This is a genomic window from Anaerobiospirillum sp. NML120511 (genome assembly GCF_023050955.1).
Taxonomy (GTDB): domain Bacteria; phylum Pseudomonadota; class Gammaproteobacteria; order Enterobacterales; family Succinivibrionaceae; genus Anaerobiospirillum.
In genome coordinates, this window is the sequence record NZ_JALKIK010000002.1 from 177,120 (window position 1) to 199,391 (window position 22,272).

9 protein-coding genes are annotated in these 22,272 nt (G+C 53.7%); 4 read left to right on the forward strand and 5 right to left on the reverse strand.

Features of this window, described 5'->3' with window-relative positions:
- Window positions 1-549: 549 nt before the first annotated feature.
- On the forward strand, window positions 550-1,809 hold the full coding sequence (rho, locus tag MXE39_RS01050; protein WP_246975917.1) for a transcription termination factor Rho: 1,260 nt from the start codon (window positions 550-552) through the stop codon (window positions 1,807-1,809).
- Window positions 1,810-2,256: 447 nt separating this feature from the next.
- On the opposite strand, the gene MXE39_RS01055 is transcribed toward rho, so the two are convergent.
- A complete protein-coding gene (locus MXE39_RS01055) occupies window positions 2,257-6,045 on the reverse strand; it encodes a hypothetical protein (RefSeq protein WP_246975914.1) in 3,789 nt (1,262 codons plus the stop codon).
- Window positions 6,046-6,258: 213 nt separating this feature from the next.
- Complete coding sequence (gene polA / locus MXE39_RS01060; protein WP_246975911.1) at window positions 6,259-9,804, reverse strand: DNA polymerase I; 3,546 nt, start codon at window positions 9,802-9,804, stop codon at window positions 6,259-6,261.
- A gap of 957 nt (window positions 9,805-10,761) precedes the next feature.
- On the opposite strand from polA, the gene MXE39_RS01065 reads away from it, so the two are divergent.
- On the forward strand, window positions 10,762-11,409 hold the full coding sequence (locus MXE39_RS01065) for a 7-cyano-7-deazaguanine/7-aminomethyl-7-deazaguanine transporter (RefSeq protein ID WP_246975908.1): 648 nt from the start codon (window positions 10,762-10,764) through the stop codon (window positions 11,407-11,409).
- Window positions 11,410-11,749: 340 nt separating this feature from the next.
- Here MXE39_RS01065 and MXE39_RS01070 read toward each other — a convergent pair whose 3' ends face one another.
- The 3 genes from MXE39_RS01070 to MXE39_RS01080 all read right to left on the reverse strand — a co-directional run bounded on the left by MXE39_RS01070 (window position 11,750) and on the right by MXE39_RS01080 (window position 18,235).
- Window positions 11,750-15,313, reverse strand: a complete 3,564-nt coding sequence (locus tag MXE39_RS01070; protein ID WP_246975905.1) for a DUF2813 domain-containing protein — start codon at window positions 15,311-15,313, stop codon at window positions 11,750-11,752.
- 343 nt (window positions 15,314-15,656) lie between these two features.
- Window positions 15,657-16,763 carry a glycosyltransferase family 9 protein gene (locus MXE39_RS01075; protein ID WP_246975902.1) on the reverse strand — a complete coding sequence of 369 codons (1,107 nt, stop codon included), beginning with the start codon at window positions 16,761-16,763 and terminating at the stop codon, window positions 15,657-15,659.
- Between the two features lie 488 nt (window positions 16,764-17,251).
- Entirely contained in the window at window positions 17,252-18,235 is a 984-nt protein-coding gene (locus MXE39_RS01080) for a YicC/YloC family endoribonuclease (protein WP_246975899.1), read from the reverse strand.
- Between the two features lie 415 nt (window positions 18,236-18,650).
- Between MXE39_RS01080 and MXE39_RS01085 the strand changes: the two genes are divergently transcribed.
- Both MXE39_RS01085 and MXE39_RS01090 read left to right on the forward strand, forming a co-directional pair.
- Window positions 18,651-19,667, forward strand: coding sequence for a D-alanine--D-alanine ligase (locus MXE39_RS01085; RefSeq protein ID WP_246975895.1), 1,017 nt, complete (start codon window positions 18,651-18,653; stop codon window positions 19,665-19,667).
- Between the two features lie 260 nt (window positions 19,668-19,927).
- A complete protein-coding gene (locus MXE39_RS01090) occupies window positions 19,928-22,204 on the forward strand; it encodes an ABC transporter transmembrane domain-containing protein (protein ID WP_246975892.1) in 2,277 nt (758 codons plus the stop codon).
- The last annotated feature ends 68 nt before the right edge of the window (window positions 22,205-22,272 follow it).

Genomic DNA, 22,272 nt, shown 5'->3' on the forward strand with positions numbered 1-22,272 from the left:
TTTCATATCTGATTTGCTGTTTTAGAGCCTTTGTGGCGTCTTACGGGTGCTTTGCATGGCCTTGTCATGGCGCACTCATGCCTTTGCCATGGCCGTCCGGCTGCACATGGCGCCTGAGCCGGCACTGCCGGCGCATGCCGCCTGGCAAGCCCACAGGCAGGATGCATGGCATGCCGGCCGTAAGGACGGCCTGACAGCCCGGGGCTGCTGTGTATATCACTGTTGTCAGCGGTTGCGTATATCAGCAATGAGCAAGGTTTCAGGCCTTATGGCCAGGGTTTTAATGTCCTCAGTTCTGACAGAGCAGGCTGGGGCATGACATGCAGGATAAAAGCCCTGAGCATCTTAAGATGTGTGATGCACGGGCTGCCTTGTTCTGCAAGATTGTCAGATGTCCATCTGCCTTGGCTTCTTTAAGAGCCTCACCTGGCAGTCAGGGACAGAAATTATATTTTTTGGGATGTTCCCGCACAGCGATCAGTGCACCGGCAGACAGGTGTTCTGCAATGCAATGGTGGCTGATCGTAACCCGCCGTACGTGAATTATTTATGAACCTTAATGAATTAAAAAATACCCCGGTAGCACAGCTGGTCGACATGTGCGAGCAGGCCGGTATTGAAAATACCGCCCGTCTTGGGAAAAAGGAAATTATCTTCAACCTGCTCAAGCTCTGTGCCCGTACCGGTGAGGATATTTTCGGCGAAGGCGTCATCGAAATTCTTCCTGACGGCTTTGGCTTCCTGCGCAGTGCAGACAGCTCCTATCTGGCCGGTCCTGACGACATTTATGTTTCTCCATCCCAGGTGCGCCGCTTCAATCTGCGTACCGGCGACTCCATTTCAGGCAAGATTCGCCCTCCAAAGGAAGGGGAGCGTTACTTTGCTCTGTTAAAGGTTGATGCTGTCAACTTCGAGCAGCCTGAAAAGGCCCGTAACAAGATTCTCTTTGAGAACCTGACCCCGATCTTTGCCGAAGAGCGTATGCGTCTTGAGCTGGGCAACGGCTCCAAGGAAGACATTACTGCCCGCGTTATCGACCTGACCGCCCCTATAGGCAAAGGCCAGCGTGCTCTGATTGTGGCTCCTCCAAAGGCAGGTAAGACCGTCCTGTTACAGAATGTTGCCCACTCCATCAGCGTAAACAACCCTGAGTGCGTGCTCATAGTGCTGCTTATCGACGAGCGTCCTGAGGAAGTTACCGAAATGCGCCGCATGGTAAACGGTGAGGTGGTTGCCTCAACCTTCGACGAGCCTGCCGCCCGTCACGTTCAGGTTGCAGAAATGGTAATTGAAAAGGCCAAGCGTCTTGTTGAGCACAAGCGTGATGTGGTTATTTTCATGGACTCCATTACCCGTCTGGCCCGCGCCTACAACACCGTTGTTCCAGCCTCTGGCAAGGTTCTGACCGGTGGTGTTGACGCCAATGCCCTGCAGCGTCCAAAGCGTCTGTTCGGTGCTGCCCGTAATGTTGAGGAAGGCGGCTCCCTGACCATTATCGGTACCGCTCTTATTGATACAGGCTCCAAGATGGACGAAGTTATTTACGAAGAGTTCAAGGGCACTGGTAACATGGAATTACACCTGTCACGCAAGATTGCTGACAAGCGTGTCTACCCTGCCATTGACGTTACCCGATCCGGTACCCGTCGTGAAGAGCTGCTTACCTCTGCTGACGAGTTGCAGAAGATGTGGATACTGCGTAAGTTCCTGCATCCAATGGGTGAAATCGAGGCTATGGAGTTCCTGCTCGACAAGCTTTCCATGACCAAGACCAACGAAGAGTTCTTCAGCGCCATGAAGCGCCAGTAAGCCAGGGCAAAACGGCAGGGGCAGCCCGCCCTCCTGATGGCGCTGCAGCGCCATCAGTGGCGGTGCTGCCTGCCAGCCATTGCATCATTCTGAGCTGACTGAAGTACAGTTAAGTCTGTCCAGACATCTTTACTGTCGTATAACGCCTCAGGCCATAAAAAAAGGCCATAGACTGACAAGTCTATGGCCTTTTTTAACGCCAGTACGCCGTTCAAGAGCACCGGCGCGACTTTGTCCGGCCTGCGGCCGGCGACCTGCGCCGCCTTGATCAGGTCGCCGCTGCATTGAGCAGGCCGTCGTCGCATTAAGCTTGCCGCTGCTTCATTGAGCAGGGCGCCGTCAGCTGCCCCGGCTGTACGGTGGCTGTGGTGCAGATACGCTCTGCATATGGTTTTAGAATGTGCATTCTGAGGTGGCTGTGCGTGCCGCTGCCTTTGGTAGCAGGTCTTACTGGTTGCGGGGGCGGCGCAGCACTATATTTTTGTCATTGCTTACCTCACTGAAGCTTTCGCGTGATGGCACAGGTACCCCCAGGTACTCCAGAATGGAGGACTGCAGGGGAGTAAGAGACTGCCAGGTAAGTCCGTCGCCACGACGGGAGGCCCTGATGGCGTGCAGCTGCTGCAGGCAGTGGTCGACATCAGCAATATTAAGCGTTTCTCTCAGGCCGGTCTTGCCATACTGGCGGTCACACTCATACATACGGCATTCAACCATATGATGAAGCGAGGCAGCCAGCTCAGCTATGAAGCGGCGACCGCGCAGCATCTGGGCAAGCTCAGGTCTCATACGGTAGCTCATGGCACTGATGCCCGAGCGCTCGAGCCTGAACATATCAAGGCTCATGAGATCGTAAAAGCCCTCATGCCTGAGCAGGATGCCCGAGGCCAGCCTGGCTTCGGATATATCAGTGATGGTATCGCTGATCATGATACGCAGCAGGCCATGCCCGCTGAAGCGTTCAAGCTGTACCAGATCAGCAAGGTCACGCTGCAGGCGGCGACGGGCATGCTCGCCCGGAGGATTGCTGCCGTTTTCTGCCTTACCTGTGAACTGATCAAGGGTATCTGCAATATCAATGACCAGCTCATAGCTGTCCTGATCGAGCCTGATGTTCTGAGCATCAGGATTTTCCCTGCTGGAGGTGCAGCGCAATGCTCTGATAATGCCATCAGGATGGGCGTGGACACGACGCAGCTGGCGGCGCAGCGGTTCATGATCAAGGGCTGTACCCTCAGGACCAGAAAAGATATCCCATGGATCCTGCTCATCATCAAGCAGCTCGGTATATGGAGGATTGTCAGGGTCTTCCTGCTCATACTCCATGATACGGGCCGCTGTGATCAGCGACTGCAGATCAAGAGTCATGTGAATGTGCAGACCGCAGCTGATGCGCTGTGGCAGAGTGCGATGCTCATAACGGCCGTTATTGAGCATGTCACTGACGCGGCTTACGCGGTAACAGAAAGGAACTACAATGCTGGCAGAAAAGCTCTGGCTGTGCACATCATAGTTTTCAAGTCTTACCAGCTGCTCAATAAGGCTGTCAAAGCCGTGATTAAAAGCCGGCAGCGCAGGATCAGCAATCAGCATGAAAGCCTGGTTCAGACGGCACAGATCGCCAAGCTGCTCTATCAGACCCTTGCGGGCACGACGTATAAGCACCGCACGGGCACCATGACGCGAAGTTCCCTCATCCCCGCCTTTTACACCCTCAAAAGCACGGGCACGGCCCACACCTCCCCTGTCTTTGCCACTGTCAGCTCCAGCAGCAGAGCTGCCAGTGCCACCGCTGCCAGTAGCAGAGATTCCAGCGGCACGGTTGACAGCAGCAGAGCTGCCAGTGCCACCGCTGCCAGTAGCAGAGATTCCAGCGGCATGGCTGCCGTCATCACCGGCTGCAGATGAGGCCTGCCTGCTTTGCCCCATGCTCTTTGGGCGCAGATAAGACGGGCCGGAAAAAAATCCAAGACAGTTTTCACGGCCTGAACCTGCAGGTGCCGGCTTGCCTTTAAGATTGCTTTGCATAACGGAAGATAGAGCGTCACCGCCAGCACTGTCCGTCAGCTCTGACACATCATCATGGAGCATCAGCTCATCATTGCTATCGGGCGACTCCAACGGTGCATCACCATCATGCAGCTGTAATGGCGCGTCATCGTCAGGAATCTCCAACGGCGCGTCACCAGCGTTATGCGGCTTCAGCGGCTCATGGGGATTACCCTGCAGCTGCAATGGCGCATGACCATCATGCAGCCCCAGTGGCGCGTGGGCATTATCATGAATCTCCAGTGGGGAGGCTGGGTCGTCGAACAGCTCAAGCGGGTCTGAGCCACCATCAGCCGGACTGTGGGCATCTGCTGTGCCCTCTGTCAGAACAGGTGAACGGCCGGAAGTGAGAAAGTCGAAGTTATCGCCATAGTCAGGGCTGTCAGGGCGGGGTGCAAACAGCGGACTGTCAGCAGGTGGCGCCAGATCAGCATCATCTTCAGAGAACAGGTCACTGGCAGGGACATGGTCACTGTGACCGCTGAGCGCAGTAGAAAAAGATGTTGAGAGCAGATCCCATTCGTCCCCGGCACCAGATGAGAGCCTGACATGCCCTGATGCTGTTACCAGTGCAGGGCTGGCTGTTTTTACTTTGCCAGGGCCGTCCTGAGCTAACAGCTTGTCAGGATGGGGCTTGTCCGGTGAAATGTTGCGATAGGCGCTGCCAAGACGGGTAAGGTGGTAGCGCTGGAAGTTGTCTTCAAATTCGCCCAGCACCAGCTCTTTGTCAGAGGCCTGTCCGACACGCAGGAGATTGTAGCTTTCTGTGTCCTCATCAGGGACGGCTGAGGCAGCGGCAACGGCACCTGGTTCGGACTCAGCACTGTCTGACCACAGGTCGTCATGCGCATGGGCATCATGCTGATAATCGTCATGAGCTGCGCTGCCGTGGGTGGCGGCAGGGGCAGTACTGGCTGCACTGGTGGCGCTGCTGGCGCTGGCGCTGGTGCTGCTGCTGGTCAGGGGATGGCTGAGGTCAGGAGCGGGCAGGCGCAGGCCGTCAGGGCTGAGCCAGTCTGGCTGGGCGCTCAGATCAAAAAGCTGGCCTGACGGGGTGGCAGCTGCCATGTAATTGAGGATTTCGCCATTGGCAAGGGAGCTCAGATCGATATCAGGAGCACGGCCGTTATTGCTGGTCACTCTTACGTAGCTGTTGCCCGGGCTGCGGCCCAGACGTGAGGTCAGCTCGGCTCTTATCAGGCTGTCAGCCCCAAGGTCATTGAGCAGGCCCTTAAAGCCATGGCTGCGCACAAATTCCACAAAGTCGCACAGGGAAAACTCACGGCTGCTCCAGGTTGAGTGCAGGCATGGAACGCCTGAGCGTGCGGTAATGACAGTAAAGGCGCGATCATCAAGGCTGGCAGCAAAGTCACTTACCTGTTTGCGGTATCTGAGGCTCATAAAGCGCTCTGAGCGCAGCTCACGTCCAATGTTCAGGGCAAGGGCTTCGTTGTTGCAGTTAAACGAAGAACGCTCATTTAGCAGCCTGCCGGTGACATTGTTAGGCAGCTCAACATCAAGTATGTAGAAACTGTTGCGGGTGGAGCGGTCCTTGAGGACGAGCTTTTGCAGCTCGGAGTAAAAGCCGGTCAGCTCGGTATCAGAAATATTAATGAGCTCTTCATTAATAGCCCTTTCGGTAAGGGCCTCATTAAGAGGCAGACGGGCAGCTCCTGAAAAGGTCAGATACTGGCTGAAATCAAGGGAATTGCTCAGCAGACAGAAGTAGGCAAGGGAAAGCAGACGGCTTTCTCTGAATCCTGAGCTGAAGGTGTGATTGAGGGCTGCAGGCAGGGCAGTGGCATTAACAATCTGATCAAGAGCCCAGGTGGCACCGCCATGGCAGGGCTGATCATCAGTCACTGTATTAGAGGAGCCGGCCTTGCTGGTAAAGATCAGGCGGCAGTCAAGAGAGGTGGCGTGAGTTCCGGTAACGGTCTCACGACGGTACACATCCCAGGCACGCAGCTCAGGATGCTCATTGAGAAACTCCTCTTTCCATATGACCAGACCCTCGCCGTCATAGCCGCTGATACGGCCGGCTGAGCGCGGAGCTTTGACCTTTACCTGGCGGCCATTTTCCATCCTGATTTCATAGGGCCACAGATAATAGTACTTTCCTGCAACCACTACAGTCATCAGAGGCGGTAACAGTACCGGCTGGCCGTAGTCAGGATACATGCTCATATCACAGCTCCCAGTATGAGTGACTCATGGAAGAGAAATTCAGAACAGCAAAACACCAGAGATCTGCAGATCTGCCAGACCGGCCATGATGGCGGCCACGGCCCGGCACGGCGCAGCCCTGGCCGGGCCGGGCCATGCCGTGCACTGCCAGGCCATGCTGTGGCCGTGCCCTGAATCAGTGGGCCTCGGTCCATGCTGAGGCCGTGCCCTGAATCAGTGGGCTTCGTCCCATGAAGGGCCGGTGCCGATGCCGACCTCAAGAGGAACCATCAGCTTGACCACATTTTCCATAATCTGTCTGATGCGGGTGGTGAACTGGGTCACCATGTCATCGCGTACTTCAAAAATCAGCTCATCATGAACCTGCATGGTCAGATAGACTGAGTTGAGCGGCAGGGTCTGGATATAGCGGTTAACCTCAACCATGGCCATCTTGATGATGTCGGCAGCACTGCCCTGCATAGGGGCGTTAATGGCGGCACGCTCGGCGGCGCGGGCGGCTGCACCTGTGGAATTGATGCCGTTGATCACCACATGGAAGCCCTTTAAGGTAGGGGTGTAGCCCTTTTCTCGGGCCTCTTCCTTGATGCGCTCCATGAGATCCTTGATGGTTGGATACTTCTTGAAGTACATGTTGATATAGGCCTTGGCCTGAGCACTGGTCATGCCGGTCTGACGGGCCAGACCATGAGCCTGCATGCCGTACATGAGGCCGAAGTTGGTGGCCTTGGCATGGCTGCGCTCCTCATCGGTAACGTCCTCGATTTTCTTGCCCAGCACTTCAGCGGCAGTAGCACGGTGAATATCCTTACCGTTCTTGAATGCGGCAATCAGGCTTGGATCACGGGCAAAGTGAGCAATCAGACGCAGCTCAATCTGTGAGTAGTCAGCTGAAACAATCTGATAGCCCTCAGGGGCAGCAAAAGCACGGCGAATCTGACGGCCCTCCGGGGTACGGATAGGGATGTTCTGCAGATTAGGATCGGTGCTGGAAAGGCGTCCTGTTACTGTGCCTGCAAGGTTAAAGCAGGTGTGAATACGGCCGGTACGGCTGCTTATCAGCTGTGGCAGCTTGTCAGCGTAGGTCGACAGCAGCTTGGAGAGCATGCGGTAGCGCTGAACCTTGCGCACAATATCAAACTCGTCACTGATATCAGAAAGAATGTCATCAGCTGTGGAGTAGGACTTGTTGCCCTCACTGTCAGCCTTAACTGTGGTACGCGGATAAGGAATATTGAGATCCTCAAAGAGAATGCGGCCCAGCTGACGAGGTGAATTGATGTTGAAAGTGGTGTTGGCCAGATCGTAGATATCCTGCTCAACCATGTGCAGATCTTCGCGCAGGCGGGCAGCCTGACGGCCAAGCTCCTCACCGTTAAGATAAGTGCCCCTGACTTCCATGTTGTAAAGCACATCAAGCACATCCATGTCGAAGTTGACCAGCTCCTGGCCATTTTCAAAGGTGCGCAGCTCATCCATGCAGGCCCTGTGCAGACGCAGGAAGATCATGGCGCGCTCACAGGCGTAGTCCTTCCAGGTGTCGATTTCGATCTTGTCGAAGGTCTCCTTGCTGTTGCGTCTGACAGCTGTGAGATCCATTGGGCTGTACTTGATATAGCCCTCAGACATCATGTTCAGATCCACCTTGCGTGAGGAGTCCAGAATATGGGTAATGACCATTGGATCAGGTGCAAAGCCTGAAACAGGGATGCCGGCAAAGTGCAGGTACAGACGCATCTGCTTGAGGTCAAAGGCGGTCTTTTTAACACCAGAGTCGCAAAATACCGGACCAAGGGTCTTCCTGATGTCATCAAGAGTCAGCTGCTCTGGAGCCTCAAGATAGCTGTGAGCCAGAGGGATGTAGTAGCAGGCCTGCTCAGAGGTTGCTATGGCAAGGCCAATGATGGTTGAATCGCATGGGCGCTCTGATGAGGCGGTAACATGGAAGCTGAACAGTCCGGCCTTTCTCATGTCACGCTCAACAGCTTCAAGGTCATCACGGGTCAGGATGACACGGAAGAACTGACGGCAGTCATCAACCTGGCCATGATTGCGGTGGTTCTCAATATCGAGCACACCCTTGCCTGCAGGAACAGCACCCTCGGCAGCAGCGGTACCCACACCGGTAATCTCACCGGCTGCGTCTGCTGCAGCCGTTGCGCCTGAGGCTGGTGCAGTACCAGAGCCCTCAGCTGCAGCAGCTGTGGCAGGCTGAGTGCCGACAGCGCTGCCTGAGTCAGCGGCACCTTCAACTGCAGCTGCAGAGACTGCTTCCTGCTGAGTCTCAGCATCTTTAGCCCTGGAGCTCTTGCGGGTCTTGCGGGCAGCGCCACTTTGTCTGACAGCATCACTGGCATCAGCTACAGCCTGAGCCGCTATGGACTGCAGAATATCAGCGCTGACAGAGCGGTTTTCAGCAGCCTTGACGGCCTCTTTGGCAGCTTCGGCTGCAATGGCGGCATTCTTGGCAACAGCGGCAGCACGTAAGGCAGCCTCAGCAAGAGCGCTGGCCTGAATGGCATATTCAGCAGCTGAGGTAGCTCCTTTCTTGCGGCCGGAAGTAGCAGTGCTGCCCTCACCGTCTGCACCCTCACTTGCTGTGCTGTTCTTGCGTGGGCGGCCACGCTTTGGTCTGGCCGGAGCGCCTGGTGTGAGAATGGCGGCATCATCCCCGGATAAGTCAGCGCCAGCTGTCTCTCCGGATGAACCAGCGCCAGAGGCCTCCCCTGCAGGGCCGACATCGGCAGCAGGGGCTGCAGCGGCACCGCCGGTGCCAGCGTCATCTGCACCTGCAGTTGACGGAGTGCCGGCAAGCAGTGGAGCTGCTGAGCTGTCGCTGTCTGACTGGCCCTGCATCCTGTTCATGCCGTCGGCGGTGCGCTTTTCACGCTGATCTCTTGCCAGAGTGGTGAACTCCAGACGCTCGAAAATGGCAATCAGGGTGTCATTGTCCTCAACTGGAGGAGCAAGGTCTTCGATGGCAACAGGCAGTTCAACATCGCACTTGATGGTGGCCAGGTGGTAGCTCAGCTCAATGGCAGGCCACTGCTCCAGGAACTTGTCCTTGAACTTGGCAGCTCCACGGAAATTGAGGTTTTTGATTTCATCGGCATTTTCTTTGATGTCAAAGATGCTGCCCAGACCGTTTAACAGGGCCGCAGCGGTAACATCGCCTACGCCTTTCATGCCCGGAATGTTGTCTGAGGTATCTCCTTTGAGTGCCAGGAAATCGATAATCAGACGTGGAGGCACACCAAACTTCTCCTTGACCTTCTCTTCGTCATAGGTGATGTGCTTCATGGTGTCACGCAGCTTGATATTGTCATTGACCAGCTGGGCAAGGTCCTTGTCGCAGGTGCAGATAATGACATCCATGCCCTGCTTTTCAGCTGCACGGGCGTAGGAGCCCAGCACGTCGTCAGCCTCTACTCCAGGGATGGAGATAAGAGGAATACCCATGGCCTCAACAATGGAGTGGGCAAATTCAATCTGCTGACGGAGGTCATCTGGCATAGGAGGGCGGGTAGCCTTGTACTCAGGGTACATTTCGCTGCGGAAGCTCTTGCCCTTGGCATCGAATACGGCAATGAACTTGCTGTCGGCAAAGTCTTTGACCAGGTTTTTGAACATGCGGGTCAGAATTAAAGTTGCACCTGTTGGCAGTCCATCACGTGTGGACATGTTGGTTTTGCCGGCAAAGTAGGCGCGATACAGAAATGAAGATCCGTCAATTAAAATAAGCTGTTCTGATTGGGCCATGGTCAAGGTCTCTTAATAAACTGTCGCCAGGGGAAAACAGGAACTGAGCTGTCAGGCGTTGCATGCAGCATTTAACCCTGTGTACGGCACGCTGTGCCTGATACGGACACAAGTGATCCTCAGGTGGGATACAGCTTATCCTCATGCGGGGGTACAGCTTATCCTCATGCGGGGCACAACTGCGTCAGGGGTAAATCACTATCTTAGGATAAGGGCGGTCCAAAATACAGCCTGGGGGAAAAAAATCAGCATTTTGATATTCAGTATCTGTATCAATAGTGTAAAATTGCCCGCATAATTCAGTGACTTACAGCTGAATGCTGGTACAGGCTGCCTCGTGCAGCATCTTGGGTGGCAGACAAGAGTACTGGCCTCAGCCCCGGACTTTATCCCCCGACGCCTGCGGGCAGGGAGATGGAGTGTTACGTCCCTCAGTCTGTCAAAAGACTGCAGGATACCCGGAGCAGGAGGCAGGCTTTCAATACAGTCATGAGGTTTTACAGGTCCGTCCTGCAAAGGTAGCGGTTGCTGTCCCCACAGGGTGACAGAACCAGTACTGTGCAGAGCTCTTACCCTGTCTCAAAAGTGGACAGATCGCATTCTGAAGCGAAGGGGTGTGATGGTAAAACCCTGTGATCTGAAAGCAGGTGCTTTGGTTTACGCCCTTAAGACCTCACACACGTCTTGATATGGCCTGAAGTGGTTGCATGGCAGCAATGCCCGGGCGCAGCCTCTGATGACATCACCTTATCCTGCCCTTACTGCACAGCATCATCACTTCATGATGACTTCTTTCCCGGGACTTATCCCTGCTTTTTTCTGATTTCCTGGACTGCTCTGACCGGCAGGTAATGCCATCTGTCAGAGAGTATGTAATGTCAGTGTCTATGCAGCCGACTGCGGCCTTTGCCGCAACACAGCGGCCGGTTTTCTCAAATCATTGTGACGAGCTTAGCCATGCAGCATAACTTTCCTTTACGCCCTCTTTTCTTTCTTCACATTTTTATTATCGTGCTCAGTAACTACGCTGTGCAGATACCAATTACCGTACTGGGTATTGAGACTACAGTAGGTACTTTCACCTTTCCTTTTGTTTTCGTTACCACTGATCTGACCGTACGTCTGTACGGTGCACAAAAGGCCCGTCAGGTAATTTTCTATGCAATGATTCCGGCTCTGATTGCCTCCTACATCGTAGGAACCATCTTTGCCCATGGTGATTACCAGGGTTTTGGTGCCCTTGCCACCTTCTCTATCTTTGTTTTCCGTATCGCAGCTGCATCCTTTGGTGCCTACCTGTTAGGTCAGCTCATGGACATTCTGGTATTCCAGCGCCTGCGTACCATGAAAGCCTGGTGGCCAGCTCCTGCAGCCTCATCTTTCTTTGGCAATCTGCTCGACACTTTTGCCTTCTTCTCCATCGCTTTCTACCAGTGTGTGGACCCTTACATGGCAGAGAACTGGGTAAGCCTTGCCTGGGTAGACTATGCTGTTAAGCTGCTGGTATGCCTGGCTATCTTCGTCCCAATTTACGGCATGTTCCTGGCCTTCCTGTCCAAGTATGTTTTCCGCCGTCCACTCAACGAAACCGGCATCCTCAACTGATAACACTGGCCTGAATGCCTGGCATTCCGTCAGGTCATTAATGGCCTGATGCCAGCAAAAAAATCCCCGCAGGATCTCAGTCTTGCGGGGATTTTTTGTTTCTGACGCATGCCCGCAGCAGGACGGCGAGGGCGCAGCTGTCCAGGTTGAAGCGCGTTCGCGGCTGGCCCGGTGCAGTCGAGGGATAAGCTGTCCGGGTGGAGGGGCGTTCGCGGCTGGCCCGGTGCAGTCGAGGGATAAGCTGTCCGGGTGGAGGGGCGTTCGCGGCTGGCCTGGGGCAGTCGAGGGAGCCGCTGTCCAGGTGGAGGAGCGGGGCTGCTGTCCGGGTGCAGGCTGGCTGTCAGTTAAGGCCAAATTCGTCCTGAGCCATGCGCTTAATGCGGCGGAACATGGTGCGGAACATCAGAGGTACGCTGTCAGCGCCACGCTTTTGCATTGCCTCACCTGCCAGAATAGCAAGTCCCGGCTTGCCTGTCTTGTGAATTGCCTGAGAAATAACCTTGTCAGAGTTCATGTTGCGGCGGGACAGTTCCTGGTCATCAAGGGCGCCGTACATGGCATTGGCTGCACGGCCGCATTCTCTTTCAAAGGTGTGCTCGCGGTCTTTGTCACCAAGGTGCATCAGAGACTTCTCTGCAAGAGCCTTGATATTTCTCAGAGCCTGAAGCTGCTCTTCAAGAGTAAGGCTGCGGGTTACAGTACGGCCCCTCCTGCTGTGCTTTAACTCAGGAATTTCAGTTGCCGGCAGATGGCTCTGAGCCCTGGCTGCGGCTGAAGCTGTATGCATCTTCTCAGGGCTGCGACGGTTATGAACAGCCATGTTGTTACTGCGCTTCTTTTTGCTATTTTTCTGGGCCTTTTTACAGTCTGCATACCATTTTTGCAGGATCATGCTCTCGTTCTTGCGTGCCTGCTTCATAAGACGGGCACACAGGTTAAGGGAGCGGTTGAGCATACGGGTCTGACGGGCAGTCATGCGATCGCCGTTATGAGGCATCTTGTTGATCTGGCGGGTCAGATAGCTTTCCAGATCAGATACGTCCATGACACTGATTTCAGTGATATCAATAACCTCAGTACCTGAGCTGCGGCCTCTGTGCTTGCCTTTTTTGACAATGGTCCTGAGTATTTCAGAGGTATCGTTGATGTTCAGCTCAATAAGGGTCTTGATAATGGTGTTAAGTGAGTGATGCTTGAGCGTGTAGTCACTGCGCTTGAGCTCAGGCTGCTCCATACCATTCTGAGCCTCAGTGCTTTCCCTGGCAGCAGCACTGTCATGCTCCACCTCATGCTCCTGGCCCTCAGGGGCAGGTGCGTCAGCACCTGCTTCGGCGCTGGCGCCTGAGCGGGCGCCAGCGTCTGTCTCAGCTGAGGCAGGGGCAGCTGCAGCAGCATCCAGCGCTGGTTCTGCTTTGGCTTCGGCAGCTGGTGTCCGGGCCTGAGCCTGGAGTGAGGCAGAAGCCGGGGGTATGTCTGAGTCTGATGGCGATGACAGGTCTGGAGCTGAGTCCTGTCTGTCGCTTTCATTTTTGGTTATGGAAAGCGTCCTGTGCAGGTTGTCAGGGCTCAGGTCTTCCTTGAGACTCTGCGGGTCAATCAGGTCTGAAACATTGATGTCCGAGATAAAGTCCGGGGCTCTGGTGTTTAATATCTGTCGCAGGGTAACACCGGCAGCCTTCTGGTAAACATCAGCAAAGCCTGAGGTGTACATATAGTGCTCAATATCCACATGAGGCATGACACTGAGGTGATCAGACAAGTTGCGCGAGCCTACAAATTTTCTGACCTTGGCTGCGTAGTTCTTGCCGGCATCGTCACCATCAGTAAGTACGTGGAAGCTGATGCCCAGCTGTCGAGCCAGAAGCATCAGAGGATCCAGGCCACACTGGGCAAACTCGATAAGTCTGATACCATTACATGCCAGGTTGATGCCCAGCACTGAGGCCATTTCATTGAGCAGCCATATCTCGGTCTCTCCCTCTACCAGAATCCAGCAGCGGGCAAACAATGCGTCCGGACGGCTCATGCGAATGTGAAAAGCAATCTTGCGCTCATCATCATCAACGCTGAAGGCTTTTTCATGAATACGGTAGCAGCGTACGTCATAGAACTGCTTGCACAGGCGGCGCAGGCTGTTGAGTGAAATGGCTGACAGAAGCTGGGATGAGTTGGTGGTAACCACTTTCTGTACTGGCAGTAACTGAAGAATGGACCACAGGTTAAGCAGCAGGGTTGGGTGGAAACGGCTTTCGATATCCTCAAGAATCAGTATCGGGCGGGAGTACTCGTCAATTTCGCGCTGTCCCTTGGACATGAGCAGAGCTCCAGCCAGCAGCGACAGCAACAGCTTGGGGCGTGATGGCTTTTCATCAGCAACAGCGGCCTTAAGGGCACTAAGTGAGGCTATGGAAACGGGGCTGCTGATAATTTCGCGGGCAGTACGTGGGCGGGCGCTGACAGGGTTAAGTTCCTGATTGCCAAGGCTGGTCTGGTAGCTGGTCAGGTACTTGGAGGCAATGGTGTTGAGTACCTCAACAGCATCGTTCATTCGGGCCGAGTTGAGGTCTTCATCTGTGGCGATGCTGGCAAAGAAGTGGGATATGGCCTGACAGGTCTCGTTGTCAAAGTCCTGATTGATAATTGAGGTGCCTGAGGCCATGCTGAAGCTGTCGTCCTGGTCCTGAGCGTGCTTGCTCGAAGACTCAAGAGGCTTATACATACGACGGTCACGCAGACGCAGCAGAGGGTTGAGTAAAATCAGCTGTCTTACCTGCTCCTGGCAGTCAGGGTAGGGACGGCCGTTTTCATTGAGCAGCTCATGAACGGTTACAAACTCAGGCTGCTCAGCGCTTTCGTCAGTCTGTGCGTCGGTGACAAACGAGGCAGAGACTCTGTAGTGAATGCGCCAGCGGCCATCCTCGCCTCGCCAGCTGACATTTTTAAGACACTCAAAGCGCTCAATAGAGTTGAGCTGACCGTATTTGCTTTCGCAGAAAAACAGGTCAATGACAATGCTATCGGCTTTGTCCTTGTAGACATCGCTGCTGAAAAAGTTCAGGTCTTCCTGCACACACTGCAGTCCCTCACGATTGAGTTCACTGCATTGAGCAAGGGTGCTCTGGGCTCTGGCAATACGTTCGCGGCTTGAGCTTCTTGAAGGGGCTTCATCATTGCAGGGGCCATGATCAGCATGACCGTGATGACGGGACCTGCTTTCATGGGCATGTTTTTTACCCTTGCTGTTATCCCTCTTCATCTTTTTGCAGCGGGCCGTCCAGGTTTGCGGTTCCTCACATGGGAAGTCCACAATATGCAGTATGCGGCCGTGACCTGACGGGGCCGGAACACTGTAGTAGCGGCGCTGGTATTCAGGGGTGTTGATCACCTTGATCGGTGTTACGCCCTCAAGCCCAAGCTCGTCAAGCTTGTCAGCTCCATGTACATTGTGCCGTGACTCAGGCGCTTCAGGAGGCAGCCTGTCACGCCCGTGCTGAGCATGGCTGTGAGCATGGGAATGGGCAGTGTCCTGGCCGCCGCCATCGCTGCTGCCATCGTTCTGGACGTAGTCACATCTGCTGCCATGGGCAGCGTTGCAGCTCTGGTCGATTCTGTTTTCAGGGGAGTATGGCTGGTCGGCAGCTCCGGCTGAGCCTGATGCTGTCGGATCAGGCAGGGTATCGGAGTCCTCGTAATCTGAACTCAGTCTGATTGGGATGTACAGGTCATCCGGACTGAAGCGGCACAGATTTTTATGACCCTGACCCAGGACCATATAAAGCGCGCTTAACAGTGAGGATTTACCCCATGCGTTTTCACCAATCAGTACAGTGGTGTCCTTTTCAAGGTCCACTGTCAGATGTCTGATACCGTGGAAGTTCTGAACTTCAGCTCGCTGCAGATACATAATCCACCCCCTAAATATTCATCAATGACTTTACAGTATCACGAATAAAGACGGGGCGCCGGGCTTATTGTCCATAAGCATGATGATGATCAAAGACTGAATTGTCCAAACATGCATGACATCTTTTGATGCAAGTTTGCAGGCTGCCTGCAGACCAGTTGTAACCTGATTGTAACGGACTGTCAGAGGCCGGAAAACACAGAGCCCGGCATAGTGCCGGGCTCTGGTCTGCAAGGTCCTGCCTGTAAGGTCCTGCCTGCAAGCCGTGAAGGCAAGGAGGCAGTGCAGCATTGATTATGCTGACCTGCCAGCCGGGACGGCAGGCATGCACTGAGGTACAGGCCTATTTTTGCTGTGCCTTTTTCATGTTATCGATTGCCTGCTGGCAGTGGTCCTGAAATTTTTTCAGCCATCCGGCCTCATCATCTTTCCAGCCCTCAGGCAGCTCAAGGTGAGTGTAAGCAGATGGCTTAAGTGATGGCTTTGCCTGTTTCATGCTCAGCTGGTGCAGGCCGTTGGCGCGCCAGCGTAAGGAGTCAAAGTAAGGGCATAGGCCGCAGACATCACGGCACATGTTTTCTGCCATGTGGGCAGATCCGGTCAGAGAGGATATGACCAGATTGCTCAGAGAGATGAGGGCAATCAGACCTTTGATATCACCCTGGCTGGCAAGGTTAATGATATTTCTTTGAGTCAGCAGGGAGCTGTCTATTTCGTTTTCAAAAGCGCTGCTGGCAACGAAGAAAACATCAGGGTTACGGGCAGCAAGCTCATTGCTCATGCTCAGCCACTGCTCAGGGGTAAAGTTAAAGCCCAGCTTGGTAATGGTGACTGCAAGAGGGTTAATCATGACCAGGTGCGGCTGCTTTTGCTCATCCCAGCCACGGCTCTTAAGCTCAGATACAATTTTCTCCCTGACAGCTTCATCAGCTTTCAGGCAGATGTCATTGAAGTCAGCCTTTTCAAAGGCCTCATCGTAAAGGGGCGGATTGAGCTGACGGATCAGCTTCTGGTAGCAGAAGATTTCCTGCTGCTTCTTGCGGCTGAAATGAGGAGTGAAATGCAGGCGTGGGGTATAAAGAGCCGGCAGATAGCTGAAAGTCAGTACCATAGGGCTTTTTGACTTGAGGGCGGCTTTAATAACACTCTTCTGGCGGTGGGTAAGCACAATGACATCAGCAACAGGATGCACGCCATGCTCATCTTCATAGCCATTGGCTTCCTTAATCAGAAGCTCCTCGACCTCATGTTCAGGACGGTCAAATACGTGTACTGTTTTGTCAATGAAATCAATGCATTCAAAAAGGTCACGGGCAATACCATTGACCAGGCAGACCAGCTCGGCATCAGGATACATTTGCCTGATGATTTTCAGAGCTGGAATATAGAGCAGGGTGTCTCCAAGGCCAGAGTGGGCGGTGAAGAGAATTCTTTTAGCTTTGATTTTCATCTTAAAACCTGCACCTGACCTGCCGCCTCATAGTATGAAACGCAAGCCGGGGCGTCCTGAAAAAAGTTAATGAATGCCTTGAATCTGCCACATGACATTAAGCGACAGGTAATGCAGCGTTCTGCTGATATGCTTTATAAAGCAAACAGTGACGTGTTTTATGGGGTGCCAGGCAGTGGCCGACTATGAGCGGCGCTGCGTGTCATGGCTCAGCCTGCGCAGCATGATCAAGAATGGCCCTGTGGTCATGGCGCTGGCCGGGCGTACTGCTGCGCTGTCAGCACCGGGAACCATGTAAGTATATAACAGCTGGTAATCATGATGGCTGATGCTGCAGATGCAGCTGCGGCTGCGTCTGCCTTGCCTTTGCCGGGCAGAGCGTGCCTGTACATCTGACAGGCAGAGCGTGCCTGTACATCTGACAGGCAGGCAGCACAGCATGTATGACAAATGCCTTGTGGGTGCCGGAGATTGCGACCTCAGGTGACTTACTCGATGTTCTGGACCTGCTCGCGCATCTGGTCGACCAGAACCTTGAGCTCAACGGCTATATTAACCAGATTTACTGTTGCGGCCTTGGAGCCCAGAGTATTGGACTCTCTAATCAGCTCCTGCATAAGAAAATCGAGCTTCTTACCGGCCGGGGCATAACTGCCAGCTGAGGTATTGAGAATGTCGGTTACAGTCTTGAGGTGACAGTTGAGGCGGTCATACTCCTCGGCAATGTCATACTTCTGGGCCAGCATGGCAATTTCCGAGTGGATACGCTCAGCCGGGATGTCTATTTTCATGGCCTCAATCTTTTCGAGCATGCGGCAGCGCTCGCGCTCAACAAGCTCATGGCGCTGACTGTCGACCACGTGCAGCAGTTCGTGAATGGCGTTTATCTTCTCAGTCATAACCTCTCTGAGTACCTGACCTTCACGAATACGCTGCTCATCGAACTTTGCTATGGCCTCATCCATGGTTTCCATGAAAAGAGCCTGCAGCTGCTCATCTAGTACTACTGCCTCACTGTCAGAGCTGCCCTCATCACTCTTTATGAGACCATGAATCATGCCTGGCATGCTGAGCAGGGCAACAGGATCGATGCTGTAAAGACCGCTTTTTACCATGGCACTTGAGCTCATCGCTTCATGCATCTCGTCAAGACGGGAGATCATTGACTTGAGCATCTGTCTGTTGAGGGTAAGCTCTGATGCACCGGCAGGAGTCCAGTTCACTGAGATATTGAGCTTGCCTCTTTTGATGTTTGAAGAGAGGCGACGTCCCATTTCAAGCTCCAGTGACCCCAGATCGCAGTTGCTTGAGAATACAGTTTCCAGATAGCGGCTGTTTACAGCTTTGATGCTGATGATAAGTGAGCCCCTGGTATCAGCTCTGTGGACAGAGGAAAAGCCGGTCATGCTTTTCACTATGCCGCACTCATCAGAGCAGCTGTTAACTGCAGAATTAAGATCATTGGAAGACACGGACAGGGTACTCCTAACAGTTAGAGACGGCAGGCTTATGCGCGGGTTCTTTCCGGCCGGGCAGCACTGTGAATATGCAGCCTGGCAACGGCAGAAAACAGGCTACATGATAATTCCACTGGACCAAATCTAACAAGTATCGACTGGCTGTTTGATCCCGTCAGCAAGCCGGATTTACGCCGCTGTCACGGATGCTGGAAATATCATGCCCCAATGGGACATACACAGTCTGCATGGCAGGGCCAGTTTTTATGACAAAAATGCGATTTTAGCTTTAAATGCGGGGCCAAGATCGTTAAGATCCTGTTTGTAATTTTGATGCATGTCATTACCGCACTCTCTGCATCCTGGTCAGGCTGGCGAGCCTTACCTGCAGAGCGTCGTATTCATGTTGTTTTGATGACGTTGGTAGACCATGGCTAAGAATATTCTGTTAATTTCAGGCGGCGACAGCTCTGAACACGATATCTCCATTATTTCCTCAAAGTATGTTGAAGAGCAGCTGAGCAAGAACAGTGAGTTCAAGGTTATCAGCTGTGTGCTGCATAATCATCAGTTTAATCTTGCTGATGGCGCCGTGGGCTACTTTACGACAGGTAACAGCTTTGTCATCACTGCAGCTGATGGCAGTACCTCTACTGTAAGTATCGACTGTGCCGTTCCATGCCTGCACGGCTTCCCAGGAGAGACCGGTGACATTCAGTCCCTGCTTGAGCTGCACTGCGTTCCATACATCGGATGCCGTGGTGAGGCCAGCATCAACTGTTTTAATAAGGTAACCACCAAGTTTTACCTTGATGCTCTTAAGATCGACAACACTCCTTCCATGTTTATTGGCGATCTCAGCGAGAGCAGCCTGCGCAAAGCCCATGAGGCTTTCAAGGACTTTGGCGGCGATATTTATGTCAAGGCAGCAAACCAGGGGTCCTCAATTGGCTGCTACCATGTAACCAGTGAGGACGATCTCGACAGAGCTCTCAAGGATGCCATTGCCCTGAGTGAACTGGTGCTGATTGAAAAGACTGTGGAGCACCGTGAGCTCGAGGTTGCAGCCTTTGAGTATCAGGGCAGGCTGCATCTGACCAGCCCAGGTGAAATCTTCATTCCAGAAGACCGCTTCTATACTTTCGATGAAAAGTACAGCTCAACCAGCAGCTCCACTACTACAGTAGTGGCCGAAGGTATCAACGAGCTGCAGCTGAGCATTATCCACAGCATGGCTGAGCGCGCCTTCCGTGGTCTGCACCTGCGTCACCTTTCCCGCATTGATTTCTTCCTGGCAAAGGACGGCCAGATTTACATCAATGAGATCAACACCTTCCCGGGCATGACACCAATCTCCATGTTCCCTAAGCTGGTTGAGCACAGCGGCATTAAGATGTCTGATTTCCTCACCGACTGCGTCAACGAGGCTATCAAAGAGGGCGTATAAACGTCCCCTGATGCAGGGCCAGGACATCCTGGTGCTGCTCCGGCACCTGGCGCTGCTCCGGCACCTGGCACCTGCATATCCACCTGCAACATCAGCCACAAAGGGCTCTGCAGGCAGGACAAATTTTCAGTCACTGTATCCTGACATCAGCGATAACGGCCCTCCGGCTGTCAGATGGTCAGGACAGTGATTTTATTTTTCCCGGAGCAGCGCAGCTGCACAGTCTGACATTTCATTTTTAGACAGGGGTTCCTTGCTGCATGACCGATCATGAGAAGCACAATTCTGATAATGCCAAAACCATGGACAAACCATCTGCACTTTCAGGCAATGCCTTGAACGCTCAGGACAGCACCTGCCCTGAAAAGCCGCTGAATACAGCAAAGGAGCACACTGCAAAGGACCAGGATGGGGTACAGCCAGCCCAGTCCGACGCTGCAGCGCCAGATGCCGCTGCCGCAACACCTGCCGCTGAGTCCGCCACGGCTGGGGCCTCTGCATCCGCATCTGCCTCCGCTGATGCCGCTGCATCAGCAGCTGGCTCTGCCACTGCATCCGCTGCTGGCTCTGCAGCTGAAAGTGCTGAGGATCTGGAGCATGAAAGAAAGCTTGCTCAGGAGGCCATGAAAAGTCAGTATCACCCAATAGTGCTCAGTGACCTGTCGGCTCAGGAATCGACCTCATTTATCCGTGGTTACAAGCTGTTCTGGCCGTTTTTAAAGCCATATATCTGGATGGCTGTGCTGGGCATTGCTCTGACCATTCCTGTAGGCGCACTCGATGCTGTTATTGCGCTTTTCCTCAAGCCTTTTACCGACAATGTCATGGTCGCTCAGAATGTTGAGGCTGCCTACTATGTACCCCTGGTAATCATCGGCTTTACCCTGATACAGGGCCTGTTCATATACCTGTCGTCCATTGTGAACAGCTATGTGGGCGGTGCCATCAATCTGCTTATCAGATCAAAACTCTACAGCAAGCTCCTGTCCTTTGATACGCGCTTTTATGACGCCAACAACTCCGGCTCAGTAATCATGCGCTTCTTCAACGATGCCGAAACCGCATCATCAGGCCTGATTTCCAACTTCAAACTCTTCCTGACCAAGCTCTTTTCTTCGCTCTCGCTCATTGGCGTGCTGCTGTATAACTCCTGGGAGCTGACCATTATTGCCATAGGCGTGGTGCTCTTCCTCATCCTGCCTATGCGTATCGTGCGCCGCAAGATCAAGAAAATCGTTAACAAGTCAGTATCAGCATCTACAGGCCTTATCACTTTCTATAACGAGACCACCTCAGGCTCACGTGTTATCAAATGCTTCAATCTCAAAGACTATATGTATGAGACCTTCAGGGGGCAGGCTGTCTTTCTGTTCAAGATGAGCATGAAGATGGTGCGTGACACCAACTGGCTCTCACCTGTAATGCACCTTGTCAGCTCACTTGGTGTAGGTGCCGTGCTGTACTTTGGCGTGGACATGATTATCAGAGGCGAGATTACCTCAGGTGAGTTCGTCTCCTTCCTTGCAGCGCTCATTATGCTCTACACCCCTTTAAAGAGCATTGGCAACAACTACATCCAGGTGCAGACCGCCCTGCTGGCTCTTGACCGTATCAATCAGCTGCTTGAGTATGAGTCCTTTGAAAGCGGCAAGAACGAGGGCAATATCCGTCTTGAGGGTATCAGAGACAGCATTGAGTACTCCCATGTTGCATTCTCCTATACAGGAGAGACCGATGTGCTCAAGGACATCAGCTTCAAGGTAAGAAAGGGCCAGAAAGTGGCCCTGGTGGGCAACTCAGGTGGCGGCAAGAGTACCGTATGCTCCCTGATTACCCGTCTTTATGAAGTGCGCTCAGGTACCATCAAAATCGATGGTATCGATATTCGCGAGTACACTCTGGAGTCTCTGCGCAGCCAGGTCTCCTACGTGTTCCAGGATAACTTCCTTTTTGCTGGAACCATCAGACAGAACATTATGTTCGGCAAGCCTGATGCTACCGAAGAGGAGCTGGAAAATGCCGTCAGAAGTGCTTTTCTCGATGAGTTTATCAGCACACTGCCAGACGGCCTTGACACCACTATAGGTGAGCGCGGCGTAAGTCTGTCCGGCGGCCAGAAGCAGCGTGTAGCCATTGCCCGAGCCATTATCAGAAATGCTCCTCTGGTAATTCTGGATGAGGCTACCTCAGCTCTTGATAACCGCTCGGAAAAGGTAGTGCAAAAGGCTCTGGACAGCCTGATGAAGGGCCGTACCACTCTGGTTATTGCCCACCGTCTCTCTACCGTACGTGATGCTGACATCATTATGGTGGTCAACGACGGCTACATAGTTGAGCAGGGCAACCACGAGCAGCTGCTTGCAGCCAACGGAGCATATGCAAATCTGTATAACTCCCAGTTCAAGACAGCCGCTGTAGCCGCAACCAGCGCGGAAGCCGTCGGCGCAGCATCGCCTGATGCCGCTTCAGCTGCCGGGGCTGCCGCTGCGACTGCGGCAGCAGAGCCTGCCATGGCAGGCACAGGGTCTGTAAGGTAGCCGGAGGCTGGCTCCGGCGGACCGGCCGGGGCTTTGCAGCCAGCCAGACAGCAATGACATTCCCATAG